This is a genomic window from Clostridium sartagoforme, from assembly GCF_004794105.1.
GTDB lineage: Bacteria > Bacillota > Clostridia > Clostridiales > Clostridiaceae > Clostridium > Clostridium sartagoforme_B.
The window spans coordinates 1,318,863-1,336,327 of record NZ_SRYR01000001.1; the positions used below are offsets into that span (position 1 = coordinate 1,318,863).

25 protein-coding genes are annotated in these 17,465 nt (G+C 26.3%); all 25 read right to left on the bottom strand.

The features are described 5' to 3' along the window. Nucleotides 1-5: 5 nt before the first annotated feature. Nucleotides 6-1,205 (bottom strand): exodeoxyribonuclease VII large subunit, encoded by a 1,200-nt coding sequence (gene xseA, locus E5347_RS05875; RefSeq protein WP_136005456.1) that lies wholly within the window; start codon nucleotides 1,203-1,205, stop codon nucleotides 6-8. Next, on the bottom strand, nucleotides 1,195-2,043 hold the full coding sequence (locus E5347_RS05880) for a tetrahydrofolate dehydrogenase/cyclohydrolase catalytic domain-containing protein (RefSeq protein ID WP_136005457.1): 849 nt from the start codon (nucleotides 2,041-2,043) through the stop codon (nucleotides 1,195-1,197). The genes xseA and E5347_RS05880 overlap by 11 nt, the downstream gene beginning before the upstream one ends. Nucleotides 2,044-2,065: 22 nt before the next feature. After that, nucleotides 2,066-2,470: a transcription antitermination factor NusB gene (gene nusB, locus E5347_RS05885; protein ID WP_136005459.1), complete on the bottom strand. Its 405-nt coding sequence runs from the start codon at nucleotides 2,468-2,470 to the stop codon at nucleotides 2,066-2,068. A gap of 132 nt (nucleotides 2,471-2,602) precedes the next feature. Next, complete coding sequence (locus E5347_RS05890; RefSeq protein WP_136005460.1) at nucleotides 2,603-2,989, bottom strand: Asp23/Gls24 family envelope stress response protein; 387 nt, start codon at nucleotides 2,987-2,989, stop codon at nucleotides 2,603-2,605. An 81-nt stretch (nucleotides 2,990-3,070) separates the two neighbouring features. After that, the gene (locus tag E5347_RS05895) at nucleotides 3,071-3,598 is read right to left on the bottom strand and encodes a SpoIIIAH-like family protein (RefSeq protein WP_136005462.1); all 528 of its coding nucleotides are present in this window, start codon (nucleotides 3,596-3,598) and stop codon (nucleotides 3,071-3,073) included. Between the two features lie 37 nt (nucleotides 3,599-3,635). Then, complete coding sequence (spoIIIAG, locus tag E5347_RS05900; protein ID WP_136005463.1) at nucleotides 3,636-4,247, bottom strand: stage III sporulation protein AG; 612 nt, start codon at nucleotides 4,245-4,247, stop codon at nucleotides 3,636-3,638. A 14-nt stretch (nucleotides 4,248-4,261) separates the two neighbouring features. Beyond that, nucleotides 4,262-4,843, bottom strand: a complete 582-nt coding sequence (spoIIIAF, locus tag E5347_RS05905; RefSeq protein ID WP_136005465.1) for a stage III sporulation protein AF — start codon at nucleotides 4,841-4,843, stop codon at nucleotides 4,262-4,264. A gap of 9 nt (nucleotides 4,844-4,852) precedes the next feature. Continuing rightward, nucleotides 4,853-6,076 (bottom strand): stage III sporulation protein AE, encoded by a 1,224-nt coding sequence (gene spoIIIAE, locus E5347_RS05910; protein WP_136005467.1) that lies wholly within the window; start codon nucleotides 6,074-6,076, stop codon nucleotides 4,853-4,855. A gap of 8 nt (nucleotides 6,077-6,084) precedes the next feature. After that, nucleotides 6,085-6,468: a stage III sporulation protein AD gene (spoIIIAD, locus tag E5347_RS05915; protein WP_136005469.1), complete on the bottom strand. Its 384-nt coding sequence runs from the start codon at nucleotides 6,466-6,468 to the stop codon at nucleotides 6,085-6,087. A gap of 9 nt (nucleotides 6,469-6,477) precedes the next feature. Continuing rightward, nucleotides 6,478-6,675 carry a stage III sporulation protein AC gene (gene spoIIIAC / locus E5347_RS05920; RefSeq protein ID WP_136005471.1) on the bottom strand — a complete coding sequence of 66 codons (198 nt, stop codon included), beginning with the start codon at nucleotides 6,673-6,675 and terminating at the stop codon, nucleotides 6,478-6,480. Nucleotides 6,676-6,690: 15 nt separating this feature from the next. Beyond that, a complete protein-coding gene (spoIIIAB, locus tag E5347_RS05925) occupies nucleotides 6,691-7,209 on the bottom strand; it encodes a stage III sporulation protein SpoIIIAB (protein WP_136005472.1) in 519 nt (172 codons plus the stop codon). Then, a complete protein-coding gene (gene spoIIIAA / locus E5347_RS05930) occupies nucleotides 7,197-8,123 on the bottom strand; it encodes a stage III sporulation protein AA (protein WP_136005473.1) in 927 nt (308 codons plus the stop codon). Before spoIIIAA ends, spoIIIAB begins: the two co-directional genes overlap by 13 nt. 272 nt (nucleotides 8,124-8,395) lie before the next feature. Continuing rightward, on the bottom strand, nucleotides 8,396-8,764 hold the full coding sequence (locus E5347_RS05935) for a CD1247 N-terminal domain-containing protein (RefSeq protein WP_136005475.1): 369 nt from the start codon (nucleotides 8,762-8,764) through the stop codon (nucleotides 8,396-8,398). 308 nt (nucleotides 8,765-9,072) lie between these two features. After that, nucleotides 9,073-9,630 (bottom strand): elongation factor P, encoded by a 558-nt coding sequence (gene efp / locus E5347_RS05940; protein WP_136005476.1) that lies wholly within the window; start codon nucleotides 9,628-9,630, stop codon nucleotides 9,073-9,075. Nucleotides 9,631-9,792: 162 nt separating this feature from the next. Then, the gene (locus E5347_RS05945; RefSeq protein WP_136005478.1) at nucleotides 9,793-10,158 is read right to left on the bottom strand and encodes a hypothetical protein; all 366 of its coding nucleotides are present in this window, start codon (nucleotides 10,156-10,158) and stop codon (nucleotides 9,793-9,795) included. Further along, a complete protein-coding gene (locus E5347_RS05950; protein ID WP_136005479.1) occupies nucleotides 10,151-10,561 on the bottom strand; it encodes a hypothetical protein in 411 nt (136 codons plus the stop codon). The genes E5347_RS05945 and E5347_RS05950 overlap by 8 nt, the downstream gene beginning before the upstream one ends. Then, complete coding sequence (locus E5347_RS05955; protein WP_136005480.1) at nucleotides 10,539-11,180, bottom strand: hypothetical protein; 642 nt, start codon at nucleotides 11,178-11,180, stop codon at nucleotides 10,539-10,541. The genes E5347_RS05950 and E5347_RS05955 overlap by 23 nt, the downstream gene beginning before the upstream one ends. Nucleotides 11,181-11,183: 3 nt before the next feature. Beyond that, the gene (locus E5347_RS05960) at nucleotides 11,184-11,615 is read right to left on the bottom strand and encodes a hypothetical protein (RefSeq protein WP_136005482.1); all 432 of its coding nucleotides are present in this window, start codon (nucleotides 11,613-11,615) and stop codon (nucleotides 11,184-11,186) included. Next, a complete protein-coding gene (locus E5347_RS05965; RefSeq protein WP_243109732.1) occupies nucleotides 11,606-12,046 on the bottom strand; it encodes a prepilin-type cleavage/methylation domain-containing protein in 441 nt (146 codons plus the stop codon). The genes E5347_RS05960 and E5347_RS05965 overlap by 10 nt, the downstream gene beginning before the upstream one ends. Nucleotides 12,047-12,053: 7 nt before the next feature. Further along, nucleotides 12,054-12,464, bottom strand: coding sequence for a type II secretion system protein (locus E5347_RS05970; protein WP_136005485.1), 411 nt, complete (start codon nucleotides 12,462-12,464; stop codon nucleotides 12,054-12,056). Further along, nucleotides 12,461-12,928 (bottom strand): pilus assembly FimT family protein, encoded by a 468-nt coding sequence (locus E5347_RS05975; protein WP_136005486.1) that lies wholly within the window; start codon nucleotides 12,926-12,928, stop codon nucleotides 12,461-12,463. Before E5347_RS05975 ends, E5347_RS05970 begins: the two co-directional genes overlap by 4 nt. Further along, nucleotides 12,925-13,980 carry a type II secretion system F family protein gene (locus tag E5347_RS05980; protein WP_136005488.1) on the bottom strand — a complete coding sequence of 352 codons (1,056 nt, stop codon included), beginning with the start codon at nucleotides 13,978-13,980 and terminating at the stop codon, nucleotides 12,925-12,927. Before E5347_RS05980 ends, E5347_RS05975 begins: the two co-directional genes overlap by 4 nt. After that, the gene (locus E5347_RS05985) at nucleotides 13,955-15,340 is read right to left on the bottom strand and encodes a GspE/PulE family protein (RefSeq protein WP_136005490.1); all 1,386 of its coding nucleotides are present in this window, start codon (nucleotides 15,338-15,340) and stop codon (nucleotides 13,955-13,957) included. Before E5347_RS05985 ends, E5347_RS05980 begins: the two co-directional genes overlap by 26 nt. A gap of 259 nt (nucleotides 15,341-15,599) precedes the next feature. Further along, nucleotides 15,600-16,586, bottom strand: a complete 987-nt coding sequence (locus E5347_RS05990) for a hypothetical protein (RefSeq protein ID WP_136005491.1) — start codon at nucleotides 16,584-16,586, stop codon at nucleotides 15,600-15,602. An 11-nt stretch (nucleotides 16,587-16,597) separates the two neighbouring features. Continuing rightward, nucleotides 16,598-17,422, bottom strand: coding sequence for a diaminopimelate epimerase (dapF, locus tag E5347_RS05995; RefSeq protein WP_136005492.1), 825 nt, complete (start codon nucleotides 17,420-17,422; stop codon nucleotides 16,598-16,600). Nucleotides 17,423-17,465 lie beyond the last annotated feature (43 nt).

Sequence of the window (17,465 nt, forward strand, 5' to 3'; positions counted from 1 at the left end):
TACATTTACATATTATTAGTAATTTTAGCCTTTACTTTGCCATCTTTAAACATTATTTGAATTTCATCATTTTCTTTTATATCTTCTTTTGATGAAATAACCTTTCCTTCATTATCCTCCACAATTGTATATCCTTTTTTAAGAACATTTAAAGGATTATGAGCTTCTAATAAATCATTTAATGATTTTATTCTAAGTTTTTCTCTATCTATTCTATTACTAATTATTTCTTTCATTTTCTCATGCGTTCTATCAATTTCTAAAAAAGAATTAGATATTAACACTTCAGGACTATTTAAATTTAAAATTCTTTTAATATTTGATAGTTTTTCCTTTTGATACCCTATTTCACTAAGAGTTATATTATTAATCTTATCAAGACTATCTTCAATAAAATTTCTAATATCACTTTCAAGTGGTACAGCCACTTCTGCTGCTTGAGAAGGTGTAGCTGCTCTAAAATCACTTACAAAGTCAGAAATAGTATAATCTACTTCATGACCAACTGCTGAAATTATAGGTAGTTTTGATTTAAATATTTCTTTTGCTAATAATTCTTCATTGAAGTTCCAAAGCTCCTCTAAAGAACCTCCTCCTCTACCTATAATTATTGTATCAACATTCTTTTCCTTATTAAAATACTTTATGCCTTCTATTATAGTTTTATAAGCTCCTTCGCCTTGAACTACTGCCGGATATAAAACTATATCTACTAATGAATTCCTTCTTTGTGTTACATTAATTATATCTCTAATAACAGCACCATTTTCTGATGTTACTACCCCTATCCTATTTGGAAATCTAGGTATAGGTTTTTTATTTAAAGAATCAAAGTATCCTTCATTTTCAAGTTTCTTTTTAAGTGCTTCAAATTTAATATGAAGCTCACCTAAACCTTCTTTTTGCATACTATCTATATATAATTGAAGAGATCCAGTCCCTTGATAAATTGAGCATCTTGCCTTTGCAACAATCTGCATGCCATCTTCTAATTTAAAATCTAAAGAGTAGGCATTTCCTTTAAACATTACACAGTTAATTTTACTTACTGAGTCCTTTAGGGAAAAATAAATATGTCCACTGCTATGATATTTTAAATTAGATATTTCACCCTTTATAACAAGGTTACTTAAAATGAAGTCATTATCCAATATCTTTTTTATATAATTATTAACTTCACTAACAGTTAAAGCTTTAATTTTCATTGTTTTCTAACGCCTCACAAGCATTCTTAATAAGTAATGTAGTAGTTAATGCTCCTACTCCACCTGGTACTGGTGTTATCATATCAACCTTATTACAAACTCTTTCAAAATCTACATCTCCAGTTATTTTTCCATCTAAAGATGAAGTTCCTACATCAATTACTATAGACTTTTCATTAACAAAATCTTCATTTAGATACTTAGGTCTTCCAATAGCTACAACTATTATATCTGCATTCCTACATATATCTTGTAAGTTCTTAGTCCTAGAATGACATATAGTTACTGTAGCATTTTTATTTAATAATAATTGTGCCACTGGCTTACCTACTATGTTACTTCTTCCAATTACAACTACATTCTTTCCTTCTAATTCAATTTCATACTTTTCTAATAAAGTTATAACTGAATTTGGAGTACATGGTAAAAATACCTTTTCACCACAATATAGCTTACCTTGGTTTTCATATGTTAAACAATCAATGTCTTTATCTGATGATATGGCATTAATGACTTTCTTTTCATTTATTCCCTTTGGTAGAGGTAATTGAAGTATTATCCCATGTACATTATTATCATTATTTAATTTTTCTATTTCATCAATTAAATGTTCTTCTGAAATAGTTTCATCTAATAATAGCTTTTCAAAGTCTACTCCAAGTGAAGTAGCTACCTTTTCCTGATTATTAATGTAAAATACTGACCCACCATCATTACCTACTAAAATTGAAACTACTTTTGGAACCTTTAGTCCTTTTTCTTTTCTATTATTTACAAAACTTCTTATTTCTTCTTTTACCTCTAAGGATACTTTTCTTCCATCTATAATAATTCCCATAAAATCGCCCCCATTACCTTTCTTATAAGCTCTTTAACGCCTTATCTAATACTGCATTAATAAATGAAACACTCTTTTCATCTGAATATTTTTTTGTAATCTCAACTGCTTCATTAATTGCAACGCTTCCTGGTACATCATCTTGATATAATATTTCTGCTATTGCAAGTCTTAAAATTGAAAGATTAACCTTTGATATTCTTTCAAACTTCCAATTAGTTAGTGCTCCTTCAATCTTTTTGTCTATTGCTTCTTTATTTTCTTCTACCTTAGATAATATTTTCTCTATGTATTCTAAATCTATAGTACTTAGCTTCATTTCAAAGTCTTCTTTAAATGTAGAAATAGTTTCTTCTAAGCTGTTTTTACTTAATGTCATCCCAAATAATAATTCCATTGCTATTTCTCTCGATTTTTTTCTATTCATTATATCCTCCTAAGTGTTGTTAATAATAGTATTATTAATTATTAACCGTTTCAAACTTTCTAATCATAAATATACTACAACAAATTTATTTAAAGCACAAGAAAATACCCTCTGAAAAATCAGAGGGTTAAATTAATTTTCTTTTCTGTCTTCTTTCTCAGTTTTTGGTACGAAAATGCTTTGAACATTTATATTAACTGAGGAAACTTTTAATCCTGTCATAGTTTCAACCGTCCTCTTAACATTTTCTTGAACTGCACCAACAACTTCAGGTATCTTAACACCATATTCAACTGATAAGTTTAAATCAATTATAGCATAGTCTTCATTTAATGTTACTCTTACATTTTTTCCAAGGTTTTTCTTACCTTTTAACAATTGTGATATGTTGCTACCAACTAGGTGTTGTAAATCTTCTACACCATTTATTTCTTCTGCCGCAATTCCAGCTATAACACTAACAACCTCATCAGAAATTTTAACAATTCCTAAGTTTTCTTCTTGGTTCATATTACTCATACTAATACCTCCTAAGTGTTTCGAAAACAAAACTCTTTCATATGTTAATTATAACAAAGCATAGTTTATATTACAATGTATTTATTTTTTAGGTTCTATTATAACATCACTAATTCCTGATATATTTTCCGCTATTTCTTGTATTGAAGCTGTTTCTACATCTGTTAGTTCATCAGAGCTAACTAGTATTCTTACTTTATTGCCACCGTCTATAGAACATAACACATCTTCAAATCCCTTATTTTTTATACCTACTTCTATTCTTGACTCTTTATCCATTAACATTGTTTTTTCTAATCTGTTGTTAGTTGCAAGATCCTTAGCCTCTTGTGAAGTATTTGCATCTGCAATTAAAGCATCTAAGTTTTGCAGAGTTATTGCATCTTCTTTTTCTTTTTCACTTCTTAAAGTAAAGAAGTAATCTTGGCTACCTAAGGTTTCTTTATCTTTGTCCTTATCTTTATCCTCTTCTGTATCTTGTCCTGCAATTACTTGACTGAAATCTGTTGGATCATTTAAACCAGTCTTGTTTATTTTTGCTGCTATAACTCCTACACATACTATAAGAGCCATAAGTGTAAAAATAATTCCAAATTGTTTTTTTGTCATAAATCTTCCCTCCATCTATTTTACATTTTATTATATGCTAGCTTTTCATAGGATATACATTGACTTTGTCTATAGATATTCCATAAAGGCTCGATACAGCAACTTGTATATCATATTTAACCTTTGCACTACTAGCGCCATCTGCAACTATTAACACTCCAGTAATTTCAGGTTTATTAACTTGAAGAATATATGGTTCATTTTTAGAACCATCTCCTGCCATTACTACTTTGCTTCCTCCATTTTGTGTTTCATTAGTCCTTTTTCCTCCTTGACTATCTGTTTCTTCTGTAACAGTTTCTTGTGTAGTTTCTTCTGTAGCAGGTACTTTTACTTCTCCACTTTTGAAATAAATCATTACATCTACTTCACCAACATTATCTATGCTAGAAAGGAGTTTCTTAAGTTGAGCTTTTTCGTTTTCTTCATAGTTATTAATTGTTGTCTCTGCATTTTTTTCTAGTTCACTACTAGCATTACTGCTAACCTTTGTACTTTTGTCTTCTGCTGACTCTTTCTTCCTACTATTAGTTATAAAGCTAATAGCTAGTAATACAAATGCCAAAATTAATACAACAACTACTACATTTAAAAATTTTTTATCATTTACTATTTTAGCTATATCTTTTTTTATATCACCCTTACCCATTTTCTCAACTCCCATTAATTTAATCTATATACTGATATTTTATCTTCAGAAATTTTAAGAGTATCTTTTAAAAATCCAATTATTTCATGCTTGTTTTTTACATTTTCACTATTTGTAGATACTTCTGTGCTTTCTTCTTCATTAATTACAATTTTTTCGATATTTAAAATCCCCTTATCTTTTACACCAACTTCTATTTTTTTAATTGAATACTCTATATTATCCATATCTATATCCCCTTGGATCTTCACCTTAAAATCAGAGTCACTATACTGTTCCTTTAAAAGCCTATTTAAATTATATTCTATATTATTAAGTACAACTTCACTCCTAGTATCCTTACTTTCTTCAAAAGAACTTGATACCTCTGTTTCTTCTTTTGGCATAGATAAAAAGCTATCAATTTTACTTACTAATAGTTCTTCTCCATCACCTAAAAAATTAATAAGAGGAGATATCATTACAGCAATTAAAATACAGCCTAATACAAATCTAATATATTTTTTCATACTATTTTCAGGAGATATTAATTCAATTGCAGAAATTAATATAAGCATAGTAACTAGAGTTATAACAAATCCCTTTATTTCTTCCACTCCTAGTAATCACCCCCCTATTACAAACTTTCCTGCTGATGCCATAATAGCAAGTAATACAAAAAACATTAAACTTACAGAAAGTACACATGACATAATAAGTATCAATGAATCTCCTGCTGATGCTATGGAACTAGTTATTCTTTTATCACTTATTGGCTCAATAAGAGCTGCTGTTAACTTATATACAAAAGATATTAACAAAAGCTTTATAACTGGATATAACATCATTAATACAATTACTACTAGTCCAATTGTGCTAACTGCATTTTTTATAATTAAGGAATACCCTGCTACAGAAGCAATTGCATCTGAAAATGCCTTTCCTACAATAGGAATAAAGTTATCTATAGCAAACTTAGCTGTCTTTAAAGTTACCGCGTCAATTGTAGATGCAGTAATCCCTCTAACAGTAAGTAATCCAATAAATAAGGTTAATATAATTCCTTGCATCCAAACTGTGATTTGTTTAGTTAATTTGCATAAGTTACTAATTTTATATTCCGTTGAAATATTATTTGTAAATTCTAATACAAAAGTAATTAATATCAATGGAATAATCACACTAGTATAAATTCTAGGTACAAATATCGTTGCAGCCATAATTATAGGATCCATTGTTGCTGCTTGACTAAAACCTCCTATAGTGCCTAGCATCATAACTAACACTGGCATTACAGCTCCCATAAAGTCTGATAAACTCTTTATTATATCCACTGCAATAGTAATAGACAAAATAAAGCTTCTTGACAAAATTATTATAAGTATTGAGTAGCATGCAAAAAATGCAACATTAGATATACTCTCATTTGAAAATGCTGATTGTAAATTCTTCAAAAGTGAACATATAAGTGCAAGTACTATTATGCTTATAGATAATGAAATTACTGTTTTAACTTCTTTAAATGCAAAACTTAGTAATGCATTACTTACTTCTTTTATAGATAAACTACTTTCACCATTTTTTATATATTCCTTTATATATTGAACTGGATCTAAATCATTCATTATTTCTACATCTGATTTAATATTATTTATATAATTATATAAATTATTTAACTTATTATTTGTTTCTTCATCTTGAATCATATTTTCTTCATTTATACTTGTAGTATTAAAACTATTGTTTTCATTATCAACAGCTAAAACATCTTTAAATCCTATATTAATGAAAATAATACAGCAAAAAATGAAGCTACAGATTAACTTAATACCTTTCCCCCTCTTTAACATATGTCCTCCTATAATATTTGTAATATAGATTCAAGAACTGCTATTAAGATAGGTATTGCTAAGGTTAATATCAATATTTTAGCTGAAAATTCAACTTTACTTGCTATACTAGAAGCTCCAGCATCCTTGCATATTTCACTACAAAAAGTAGCTAAATATGATATTGCAAGTATTTTTAGTACTAATCCTATATAAACTACATCTACCTTAGCTTTATTTGATATATCTTTTATAAAGTTTAAAACATCATTAATACTTGAAATAATAAATAAAAATAAAAGAATACCAGCTACTAAGGAAACAAGAATTGCTACATCACTTTTTTTATCCTTTAGCATAAGAAATATAAATAATGCAACTAAGGCAAAAGCTACAATTTTAACTATCTCCATACCTTCACCCTAAAACATAAACATAGTTCTTACAGAATTAAATAAATCAGTTATTAGTCCAATTACTGTAATTAGTATAATTACAATCCCTGCTATATTAGTTATTACTGCTACATCATCTTTACCACTTGCCTTTAATACCTTGTCAATTACAATAAGTAGAACTCCCATAGCCCCAATCTTAAATAATATACTTATGTCTAGCATTTCTTCCCCTCCTAATTAAATGAAAAAAATTGATATCATTGCTCCTAAACACATCCCTAAAATCCTGTACATTTTTGAATTCTTTTTTGCTAGCTCTTCTGCAGTACTACAATTTATCTTTAAATTTTCTATAGTTAAATTAAAAATTTTATCTTGTCCATATACTCCTGTTTCTCCAAGTCCCTTAAAGAAGTCCTTTATTATGACCTCATCTTCACTTTTTAAAAAGTAATCCTGACTACTATTTTTATATTCCTTTTTAAATGCTGAATATACGCTTTCTACTTCATTATTACTAAGTCTAGATGAAACACCACTTAATGATGACTTTATTGGATCTTCCACTTTATGAGAAATATAATTTAAAGCTTCAGGTAATGGAGTATTGGCATATATAACCTCATTATTTAAAAATAAAATTGCTTTTAAAATTTCCTTAAGCTGTTTACTTCTCTTATTAAATGTTTCACCATAGTAGTAACCAATAAAACTACTAGATAAAAAAATAATTAAAACAGCTATTATTTTAAGCATTTAACATCACCACTTTCTTCTATTGAATAAATATTCTCAATAGTACCAGGCCCTTTTCTACTACTTAAGACTATTATTCTATCTAAAATAGAATTTTCCAGTAGCTCCTTAAATACAGTTCTTTTATAAACATCATCAATACTATATCCGTGAATTGTAACTATAATATTTACTCCAGAATTAAAAGCCATATTTAATGCTTCTATTTCACCATATGTTCCGATTTCATCACATATTATTATTTCAGGTGATAAACTTCTTATAGCCATTATCATTCCATCTTTTTTGAAGCAATTATCTAATATATCTGTTCTTATTCCTATATCAAGTTGAGGTATTCCATTAAAACACGAAGCAATTTCGCTCCTTTCATCTATAACAGAAACCTTCTTACCTTTTAAGTTATATAAAGGCATTCCATTTGAAATATTCCTAGCCATATCTCTTAATATTGTGGTTTTCCCACACTTAGGAGGTGAAACTATTAAAGTATTAAGAATACTATCATTTTTATTAATATACTTCATAACTTCATTTGAGCATCCCTTAACTTCATGACATATTCTTATATTTAATGAAGATATATTTCTAATAGTCTTTATTTCCCCTTTATTTAAAACACATTCACCAGCAATACCTATCCTATGTCCACCTTTTATAGTTATATATCCCTGTCTTATTTCTTCTTCATAAGCATATAGTGAATAATTAGATATTCTTACTAATATTTGTTTTAAATCATCAATGCTAGGTACAAATCCTAGTATTATCTCTTTATAAGATAAATTTACTATAACTGGTTTATTGGCTTTAATCCTTATTTCTTGAACTGCTAAGTTATTTATAAATATTTCCCTTAGTTCTTCTGCTAAATTTAAAGGTAGTAACTTTAATACCTCCTCTTGGCTTTTCAAATTTTATCACTTCCTATTCCATAGTTATATTTAAGATTATTTCTTTCTATCAAATAATATTCATACATTTATTTAAATATGTAAAATATTTGATTTTAATTTAAATAAAAAAGCTATCGCTAAAAATCATTAAGATTAAAGCAATAGCTTACTATCAATATTTATAAAATAAAAAAGGGCCATCACTTACAAAATCTTCTTAAAAGTGACAGCTCTAAAAGTATTTTAGTAACTTATAACAAATTACTCTCTAAATTGTTAATTATTAATTGTTATTTTTCTATGGCATTTTTATTACAGAAAGGACAAGGTATAATACTACTATTATTAATAGTATCCCCTTCTATAAATAAAGGTTTTTGACAGTTATTACATTTTATTTCTACATACTCTTCTTCCATTTCCATTAAATCTTCAATGGATACCTCTTCAAAAAGCTCATCTTGTAATCCTATAATATCTTCATCAATGTATTCTAAATTTTCTTCTAGTGATTCTTGTCTATCAGATAAAGCTCTTACTTCTTCTGATAATATGTCTATTAAAGATAGGATACCATCGAAAACCTCTTTGTTCTTGTCATATTCAATACTAGATACTTCCTTTTTTAATAATTCAATTTTACTTTTTAAATCATTCATTTTTTCACATCCTTAAAATAGAACTATTCTATCTAATTATAACCTAAAGGGCTGTCTAACAAACAGCCCAAAATAAAAATTAAGATTAAAAATGAAGAATTATTGATGTAATTTTTACAGAATTAATAAAATTAATTTCTTTTCAATACTCTTTCCAGAGTTTTTTCATTAACTTTTCATTGTTCATTCTTAATTTTTTCATTGTGTGACAGCACCATCTATGTTAAAACTATGTTTTTAATATAAAATAGGTGGAAGTATTCTACTTCCACCCTTTAAATATTAAGAATTTATCTTATTATGTAAGATTAAACTCTTTCCATGTACTCTCCAGTTCTAGTATCTACTCTTATTACATCTCCTTCATTAACGAACATAGGAACATTAACAACTGCTCCTGTTTCTAATGTAGCAGGTTTCATAGCATTTGTAGCTGTATTTCCTTTTATTCCTGGATCAGCTTGAGTAATTAATAATTCAACGAAGTTCGGAGCTTCAACTGAGAAAGCATCACCTTTGTAGAATTTAATTACAGCAAACATATTTTCCTTAATAAACTTAATTGCATCTTCAACTTTCTCATAGTTAAGTGGAATTTGTTCAAAAGTTTCTTGATCCATGAAGTAGTATAATTCCCCATCTGAATAAAGGTATTGCATTTCTTTTCTTTCAATTACAGCTTCTTGTAATTTTGTAGTTGGGTTAAAAGTTGTATCTGTAACACCACCAGAAATTACGTTTCTTAATTTAGTTCTTACGAATGCTGCACCTTTACCTGGCTTAACATGTAAGAAGTCTATTACTGTAAAAACTTGTCCTTCATACTCGAATGTAGTACCTTTTCTTAAATCTCCTGCTGATATCATTAAATATCCCTCCAAAAACTTTATTCCATATTTAGTTATTTCTTATCAACCTAAATATTCATAACAATAACTTTGTTTACGACATAACAAAAATATTTTATCAAAATTCACTAATAAATGCAATTCTTTATATAAACTTATCCTAATTTATATTAATTATATTTAATTGCTTACTAAATCTAATTCTAGAGAAATATTATTATCAATATATTTCAAGCTATAATTTTCAATATCATACACATATAATTGCTTTAATGCATTTTGAACTTCTTCTTTACTCCCTTTGATTTCAGCTTTAATTCTCCATTCATTATTTGAATTATTATAACTAATTACCTCTAGATTTTTTATGCTTCTAAAATCATTTTCTATTTCCTTTATATATTTTGCATTTTTCTCTTCTGTTATACTAGTTTCTAAAGTGTCATTTTTATGTATTTCATCTAAATTATTATTAACTAACATAAAAATACATTGTACTCCAGTAAGCAATACTATTATTAGATATATAATTATTTTTTTATTCATAAACAACCTCAACTAAATAAGTCTTATCATTAACTTTCCTTATAGTGTTAATTTTAAAATCCGTTTCCTCTTCTATATAAAAAATAGTGTTTTTATCTTCAGTTTCTATAGTTCCAGAATTATTGCTATAATTAAAAGTATTAATATCTTCATTTATATAATCTAAAACATTACTAATTTCCTCTTGCTTACTATTTTTCATCTCAACATCATAACTGATAACTTCTACTGAATCATTCTTACTAAGATAATTTTTAATTTTATTAATTGATTTTGGTAATAGTAAAAAATTAAGTATCAGTAATAATAAAATTAAGATCTTACTATCTTTCCTTTCTTTACTTTTCTTTTGAGTAACATATTCTCTTGGAATAAAGTTTTTATTTTCTATATATCTTTTCATATATACCCTCAACTAAATCAATATTTTTTATCTTGAATCCTCTTACTTGATCTATTAGAGATTCTGTATTTACACTTTTATCTATAACTAATAATTTGTTATCTTCTATTAAACTAATAGTTTTAAAAACTTCATCTTCACTATTCACAATAACGGAGTTAATTACATATCCCTTTTCTAAAGATAAAATGTGGAATATATTGTTTATTTTAAATAGCACATTAGAATCCTTTGAATTCTTAATCTCTTTTATTACTTTGTTCTTTATATAAAACTGTATAGGTTCTACAGTTAGCTCTGAAGCGTCATTAGTTAATGAAATCAAATTATTATTTCTAATTGAATATAGGTAGGCAATATTCTCCTTCTTATTGTATTCATAACTAAATAAAAAGTTATCTTTATCAGAAAAATCTTCATTTATCTTTTTTTTAATAAAATCACCTATTCCTGTATTACTAGAATTAAACCCATATTTCTTAATTAAAAGTATTTGTGATAAAAATATAATTCTCCTTTTTCTTGATATATTATCTAGAAGTTCACTATAATTATTTCTATTATATTCATTACCTTTATAAATATAGCTATCTTCATATATTCCAATATTACTAATCATTATCTAACCTCCGTAAATATATTGAGTTTTATATGTTGATGGCTTAAATTTATATCCTTTATCATTGACTTCATCTAAGCCTATATACATTTTAGATCTATCTGTCACCTTAGTAATATAGTAATTATTATTTATTTTTTCTAAAGCATAACTTTTAAATTTTGCATTACTATTAGATATTTCTTTGCTTAAAGTAACTATATTATTTAAGGAATCAGAATTACTCTTTATTTTTATATTAAGAGTTTCTAAATACTCTTCCTCTTCAATACTTAAAGATTTTTTATCAGAAAAAGTACGATATTCATTAGTTCTTAAATGTATGTTTAAGATAAACTTTAATGATATGTTTGATATTATAATTATTATCATAAAAATAATTATTGTTTCTACTAAGGAAAAACCTTTTTTCTTTTTAGTAACTTTTAAATGCATATTATTCTTTCTTCACCTTTTTTACTTATAATTTTTAAATAGTTTATATTTTCTTTTTTATACACCTCAAAATTTGATACATTTCTCATAAGTATATTAGTTCCATTACCTAAGTATCCATTTGTAATTATAACTATCTTATCATTACTTAACATAATCTTTTTTTCAACAATACCTTCTTTAAAATGATCGATCTTATATTTAATTATTATTTCATCACCTATAGGTTTATCTACCACATCAATAGAAGTTATCATATCAGTTTTTAATAATCTATCTAGATTTAAAAGAGCATCATCAAAATCGTTATAGTATTTCATACCTTCTATTAATTTATTGTAATTAGTATAAGCTGCCTTTATAGTACTAAAAGCTATAGTCAAAATTATTAAATGAATAAATAAAGATATCATTACTTCAATAAGTGTCATAGCTTTTTTACTTTTTTTCCATCCAATAAGATTTAATAAATTCCCTTTCAGCTAAAACACCCCCATTATTATCTTTAATAGTAATAGAATATAAATAAATTTTATCTTTAAGCTTGATTTCCTTTCTTTTTAAACTAATATCATTACCTCTTTCTAGAGACATAAGAGGTTGAGTAATTAGCTTATCTAAAATATCATTAGTGTATTTAAATGATATTTCCTCATCTAAATCACTAAATTTATAATTATATTTAGCTTCATTTTCTATAGCATAAGCTACTCTTTCAGCTTCCTCTCTTAACTTTCTATTATTTACCGCCTTAGCACTTATTATAATAATTTGACTTACGATAGTAAAAGCCATTAGAATAATTGCAAGAGAAATAATTACTTCAACTAAAGTATTACCTTTTTTCAATCTATAATATCCCCCTCATTTTTATCATTAACCCTTATAATATCATTTCCTACGGAAACCTTTAACTCCAATGATTTATTTAAGTAACCACTTGTAATTTTAATAGTGCCTGCTTTTGTAATAAAACCCTCTTCGCTTACTTTGTTATCTCCCTTAAAATTACTTCCTATTTCAAGATCATTTTCAAGATTAATTATCTTTTTAATTGGAGCTTTTCTATTCTCTACTGTAAAAGTAATACTTTTTCTATCTGATGCAACTAAAATATTTCCAGTAATCTCATTTTTCCTACAATAAGCCTTGCTAAAGCTCAATAAATCCCTTACCTCTAAGGTTGTACTTTCTAATTTTATTTTTTCTACAGAATTTTTGTAAAAATTATATCCCAGTGATGCTAAACTAGAGAAAATCAACATTATTGATAATACTATTATTACTTCAATAAGTGTATAACCTTTCTTCATTGAAATCCTCCATCTAATATTGCTCCAAATAAAGGTAGTATGAATATAAATAAAAAAATTACTACAAGACCTCCCATAATAACAACTGAAGCTGGTTGTAATATAGCCATATATCTATTAATCTTCGATATAAGTCTTTTTTCTAAGTATAGACTTAAAGATTCAAGCCTTTCATCCATGGATCCACCTTCTTCACCAAGCTTAATGATAGATTTTGTATAATTAGAATAATTACCCATTTCCCTAATAGCATCTGATATACTTTCACCCTTTAATATACTAGAGTTTAAAAAAGTAAATCTATGGACTAAATCTCTATTCTTAAAACTTGTAGATGAATAAACTAATCCATTAGATAAGTTAATTCCACTTTTGATAATTATTGATAAAATTGAAATAAATACAAACTCATTAAATTCTTTATAAATTCCAATTTTATTTAACAACCTAGGTAATTTCTCTTTAAAAAAAGTTTTATAAAGTAAATAAGGGATTACTAATCCCCAACATACAAGATATACTAGAAATATAAAAGGATTATCTTTTATAAAAATTGATAGCTTATAACATAGACTAGAGATTACAGGTTCATTTATGTTTAAACTGATGTAAAAATCATGAAAACTTGGTATAACATATAAAATCATAAAAATAGCTAATAATAGACATGATACTAATATAAAAATTGGATAAGACAAAGCATTCTTTATAGTATTTTTTATAAAGTTTATTTTATCACAATATTTTTCTACTCCAATTAGGGCTTCATAGTGATTTCCACTTTTTTCTCCCATGGAAATCATCCCTATAAAAAACTCTGGATATAAATCATCATAATTTTTAAATGCATCACTTAGGGAATTCCCCTCCAAAACTGAAAGCTTTATATTATCTATACTCTTTAAGTAATTTTTATTTAGAGGTAACTCCTTAAGTAAGTCAAAAATTAATATTAAAGAGATACCTTCTTTATGCAAAATAGCCATATTACTAGAAATCAAGCTTAAACTGCTATAATTAAACTTATTAAATGATAATTTTATTTTCTTCATAGTTTAATCCCTCTTCTAATAAAAAATTATTATAATCAAAATAAGTAATGTCTCCTCTTATAATTAAGTCATCTAAATTATTAATCATTTCATAGTTACTAAGCTCAATTATTTCCTGGAAAATATTTGAAATTAATTTTCTAATCTTTTCATCTATATAAACTACAGAGCTTATAACAGTTCTTCCTTTATAGCCAGTATAGTTGCATAGACTACAACCTTTTTCTTTATAAGTCTTTATTTTTTTGTTATTTAATAAAACTTCCTTATTAACTTCTTTGCATTCACTACATAGTACTCTTATTAACCTTTGTGACACTATACCAACTATCGAATCCTTTATTAAATATTGTTTAACTCCCATATCTTCTAACCTATAATAGACTTCTCTAGGTGTTTTAGTATGAATAGTTGAATATACCTTATGACCTGTTAAAGAAGCTGTAACTACTAAGCTCGCCGTTTCCTCATCTCTTATTTCCCCTATCATTAATATATCTGGGTCTTGCCTTAAAATGCTTCTAAGTCCATTTGCAAAGGTTATATTTGCTTTTCTATTTAAACTAACTTGATTAATTCCCTTTATTAAAACTTCTACAGGATCTTCTATAGTTGTAATATTCACTTCACTTTTATTTATTTCTTTCAGAATAGAGTAAAGAGTTGTAGACTTTCCACTTCCTGTTGGCCCATTTATTAGAACTAACCCATTTTTTAAGGCTATTATTTTCCTAAGTTTTTCTCTTTGATTATTAGTCATATTCAAGCTTTTTAAATCATGACTAAATATTTCTCCGTATAAAATTCTTACTACTAGCTTTTCTCCATAAGTAATGGGTATAGTCGATATCCTTAAATCATAATTTTTTTCCTTCACAGTAACAGTTGACTTACCATCTTGTGGTCTACGCTTCTCAGTGATATCCATATTAGCTAAGATTTTAATTCTAGATAAAAGTCTTTGATATTCTATATCAGTGATTTTACAGTATGAAATTAAAATACCATCTACCCTTATTCTAATTAAAATATCATTCTTTTGAGGCTCAAAGTGGATATCTGAAGCATAACTACCTATAGCTTCCTCCATAATTTTATCAATTAAGTTTTCTTCCTCACCTAAAAATACTTTATCAATAAGATTTTTAATGTAATTTTCATCAGTGTTAATAAATTCAATGCCTTTATTATATAGAAACTCCAGTTCGGTTTTATCGTAAGCTATATCTTCATTTCTAGCTAAAACTATAACTTTCTTATCTTTTACAGAAACCGGAACCATACAGTTTTCCATAGCCTTAAATTTATTAATTTTTCTTGCAATTTTTAAGTCAATTTGACTAATATCAATCTTCTTCATTTAATCACCATTAGAATTATGGTCCATACTCTATGTTTTTAAACACAATTTAGAAATTTTTAACAATTAAAATCACTATTTAATATTAACTACTATAAATTTTATAGATTTAGAAATTCTAAAATCTATAATACAAAAAAACTGCTATAAATTTAATTAGCAGTTTTTATTTTCTTAATATATATCATATATCAATATTTTAAATTCAAATCCACATTAGTATAATTGTATTAATTAAGGGACACCCCCTAGACATCCCTTAATTAATATCTATAAAATGATATTTACCTTCACTAGCTTCAAGTTGTGATATAGCTCCATCTACAGAAATATATAATTTTTCTGTATTTTTATCATCTCCGCCTACAAATATTATATTTCCATCTTTATCTTTAGATAATCCTCTTTCAAGATTAATTAATTTAGGAAAATCATAAACTAATCTTTTCATTGAACCTTCACTATATTTGTACAAAGAGTAATTATTGTTTTCAAGTCTACCTAGTATATATATTCCATCTTTAGTAACTTCAACATCACTTACTTCAACTATCTTATCTATTGTTTCTACTATTTCACCTTTATTATTTATTACTTTTAAGAATCTTTCCTTGTTGTCTTTCTCTTGAACAATAATTAAATTTTCCTCAATAACTTCTAAATATTCTACATAGCCTATATCTAATTTAAATAATAAGTTCTCTTTCTTTTCTGGAATATTATAAGTAAAAACTCCATTATTCTTATTATTATCTATTCCGTAATATACAAGAGTATCTTCATTTATCCAATCTATTAAGTCACCAGATATTATTACATCGCTATTAAAATCAACATAAGTATTACTCTCAATATCCTTAATTTTTAAATCTAAATATCCATCCTTTACAAAATAAGAAAGGTATTTACCTTTTAAGGATACCTTAGGTGATACAATTACTTCATCTACTTCAACACTGTATTCCTTAGATGAACTATTAAGTTTAATTTCTCCCTTATCATTAAGAACAAAAGTTCCAGACTCTTCATCATAAGAGGTTATAATATAATCTGTATCCACAAGTTCATACTTATTATCTTTTAAATTATATATCTTATACTCTCCAGAATTTTCAATAGCAATTGCGCCTTTTGACAGCTCAATTTTAGGTTCTTCTGGCTCAGTATTATTACAACCTATAAAAGCTATATTTATTAAAATAATAAACCCACTAAGGAAAACTTTTTTTCTCCCTTTTCTATTCATTTTATCCCTCTTTAATTTAATACTACACCGCTGCAAATAAATGTTGCTTCTCCAGTCATAAAAACATCATCATTTACTATTTCTACTATTAGATTACCACCTAATGTAGTTATTTTAGCTTTTGATTCACAAAGCCCTAATTTATTTAAAGCTACTAAAGATGCACAGCAACCTGTTCCACAAGCCAAGGTTGCCCCAGCCCCTCTCTCCCAAGTTCTAACTTCTATGCTTTCTTTGTTATATATCTTTACTAAATTTACATTAGTATTTTCTTTAAATAAATCATACTTCTCTATTATCTTTCCATCTTCCATAGAATATTCATTATTATTATTAATTAAAATAGTATGAGGAACTCCCATTAATAATGATGTTAACTTATATCTTTTATTATTAATTTCTACAACTTCATCAATTAATTTATCCTTGTTATTAAGCTTTATATCCACACCTTTAAAACTAGGCTTCCCCATATTAACTCTTACTAAATCTACTTTATCATCTTTATTTATAAATAGCTCTGAAATTTTAACTCCATCACCAGTTTCAATAGTTATATTTTTCTTTTTAACTATTCCTTCTTCATATAAATATTTTGCAAAACATCTAATAGCATTTCCACACATATTTGCTTTAGAACCATCGCTATTTATTATTATCATCTTAGCATCAGCTATATCAGAGTTTCTAATTATAACTAACCCATCTGCACCTATTCCAAATCTTCTGTTACAAACCTTTTTAGCAATTTCTATTTCGTCTTTTAAATAATTTTCTTCTTTATCTATTATAAAAATAAAATCATTTCCTAAGCCTTGCATCTTTATAAAATTCATAAAACCCCTCCCTTTAGCTTTATATGCCATTGAAAAATGTAAT

Bases quoted from the DNA above. Each gene is read 5' to 3' on its own strand.
- xseA (WP_136005456.1), bottom strand. From the start codon at position 1,205: ATGAAAATTAAAGCTTTAACTGTTAGTGAAGTTAATAATTATATAAAA.
- E5347_RS05880 (WP_136005457.1), bottom strand. From the start codon at position 2,043: ATGGGAATTATTATAGATGGAAGAAAAGTATCCTTAGAGGTAAAAGAA.
- nusB (WP_136005459.1), bottom strand. From the start codon at position 2,470: ATGAATAGAAAAAAATCGAGAGAAATAGCAATGGAATTATTATTTGGG.
- E5347_RS05890 (WP_136005460.1), bottom strand. From the start codon at position 2,989: ATGAGTAATATGAACCAAGAAGAAAACTTAGGAATTGTTAAAATTTCT.
- E5347_RS05895 (WP_136005462.1), bottom strand. From the start codon at position 3,598: ATGACAAAAAAACAATTTGGAATTATTTTTACACTTATGGCTCTTATA.
- spoIIIAG (WP_136005463.1), bottom strand. From the start codon at position 4,247: ATGGGTAAGGGTGATATAAAAAAAGATATAGCTAAAATAGTAAATGAT.
- spoIIIAE (WP_136005467.1), bottom strand. From the start codon at position 6,076: ATGTTAAAGAGGGGGAAAGGTATTAAGTTAATCTGTAGCTTCATTTTT.
- spoIIIAD (WP_136005469.1), bottom strand. From the start codon at position 6,468: ATGGAGATAGTTAAAATTGTAGCTTTTGCCTTAGTTGCATTATTTATA.
- spoIIIAC (WP_136005471.1), bottom strand. From the start codon at position 6,675: ATGCTAGACATAAGTATATTATTTAAGATTGGGGCTATGGGAGTTCTA.
- spoIIIAB (WP_136005472.1), bottom strand. From the start codon at position 7,209: ATGCTTAAAATAATAGCTGTTTTAATTATTTTTTTATCTAGTAGTTTT.
- E5347_RS05935 (WP_136005475.1), bottom strand. From the start codon at position 8,764: ATGAATGATTTAAAAAGTAAAATTGAATTATTAAAAAAGGAAGTATCT.
- efp (WP_136005476.1), bottom strand. From the start codon at position 9,630: ATGATATCAGCAGGAGATTTAAGAAAAGGTACTACATTCGAGTATGAA.
- E5347_RS05945 (WP_136005478.1), bottom strand. From the start codon at position 10,158: ATGAATAAAAAAATAATTATATATCTAATAATAGTATTGCTTACTGGA.
- E5347_RS05950 (WP_136005479.1), bottom strand. From the start codon at position 10,561: ATGAAAAGATATATAGAAAATAAAAACTTTATTCCAAGAGAATATGTT.
- E5347_RS05955 (WP_136005480.1), bottom strand. From the start codon at position 11,180: ATGATTAGTAATATTGGAATATATGAAGATAGCTATATTTATAAAGGT.
- E5347_RS05960 (WP_136005482.1), bottom strand. From the start codon at position 11,615: ATGCATTTAAAAGTTACTAAAAAGAAAAAAGGTTTTTCCTTAGTAGAA.
- E5347_RS05965 (WP_243109732.1), bottom strand. From the start codon at position 12,046: ATGACACTTATTGAAGTAATGATATCTTTATTTATTCATTTAATAATT.
- E5347_RS05975 (WP_136005486.1), bottom strand. From the start codon at position 12,928: ATGAAGAAAGGTTATACACTTATTGAAGTAATAATAGTATTATCAATA.
- E5347_RS05980 (WP_136005488.1), bottom strand. From the start codon at position 13,980: ATGAAGAAAATAAAATTATCATTTAATAAGTTTAATTATAGCAGTTTA.
- E5347_RS05985 (WP_136005490.1), bottom strand. From the start codon at position 15,340: ATGAAGAAGATTGATATTAGTCAAATTGACTTAAAAATTGCAAGAAAA.
- E5347_RS05990 (WP_136005491.1), bottom strand. From the start codon at position 16,586: ATGAATAGAAAAGGGAGAAAAAAAGTTTTCCTTAGTGGGTTTATTATT.
- dapF (WP_136005492.1), bottom strand. From the start codon at position 17,422: ATGAATTTTATAAAGATGCAAGGCTTAGGAAATGATTTTATTTTTATA.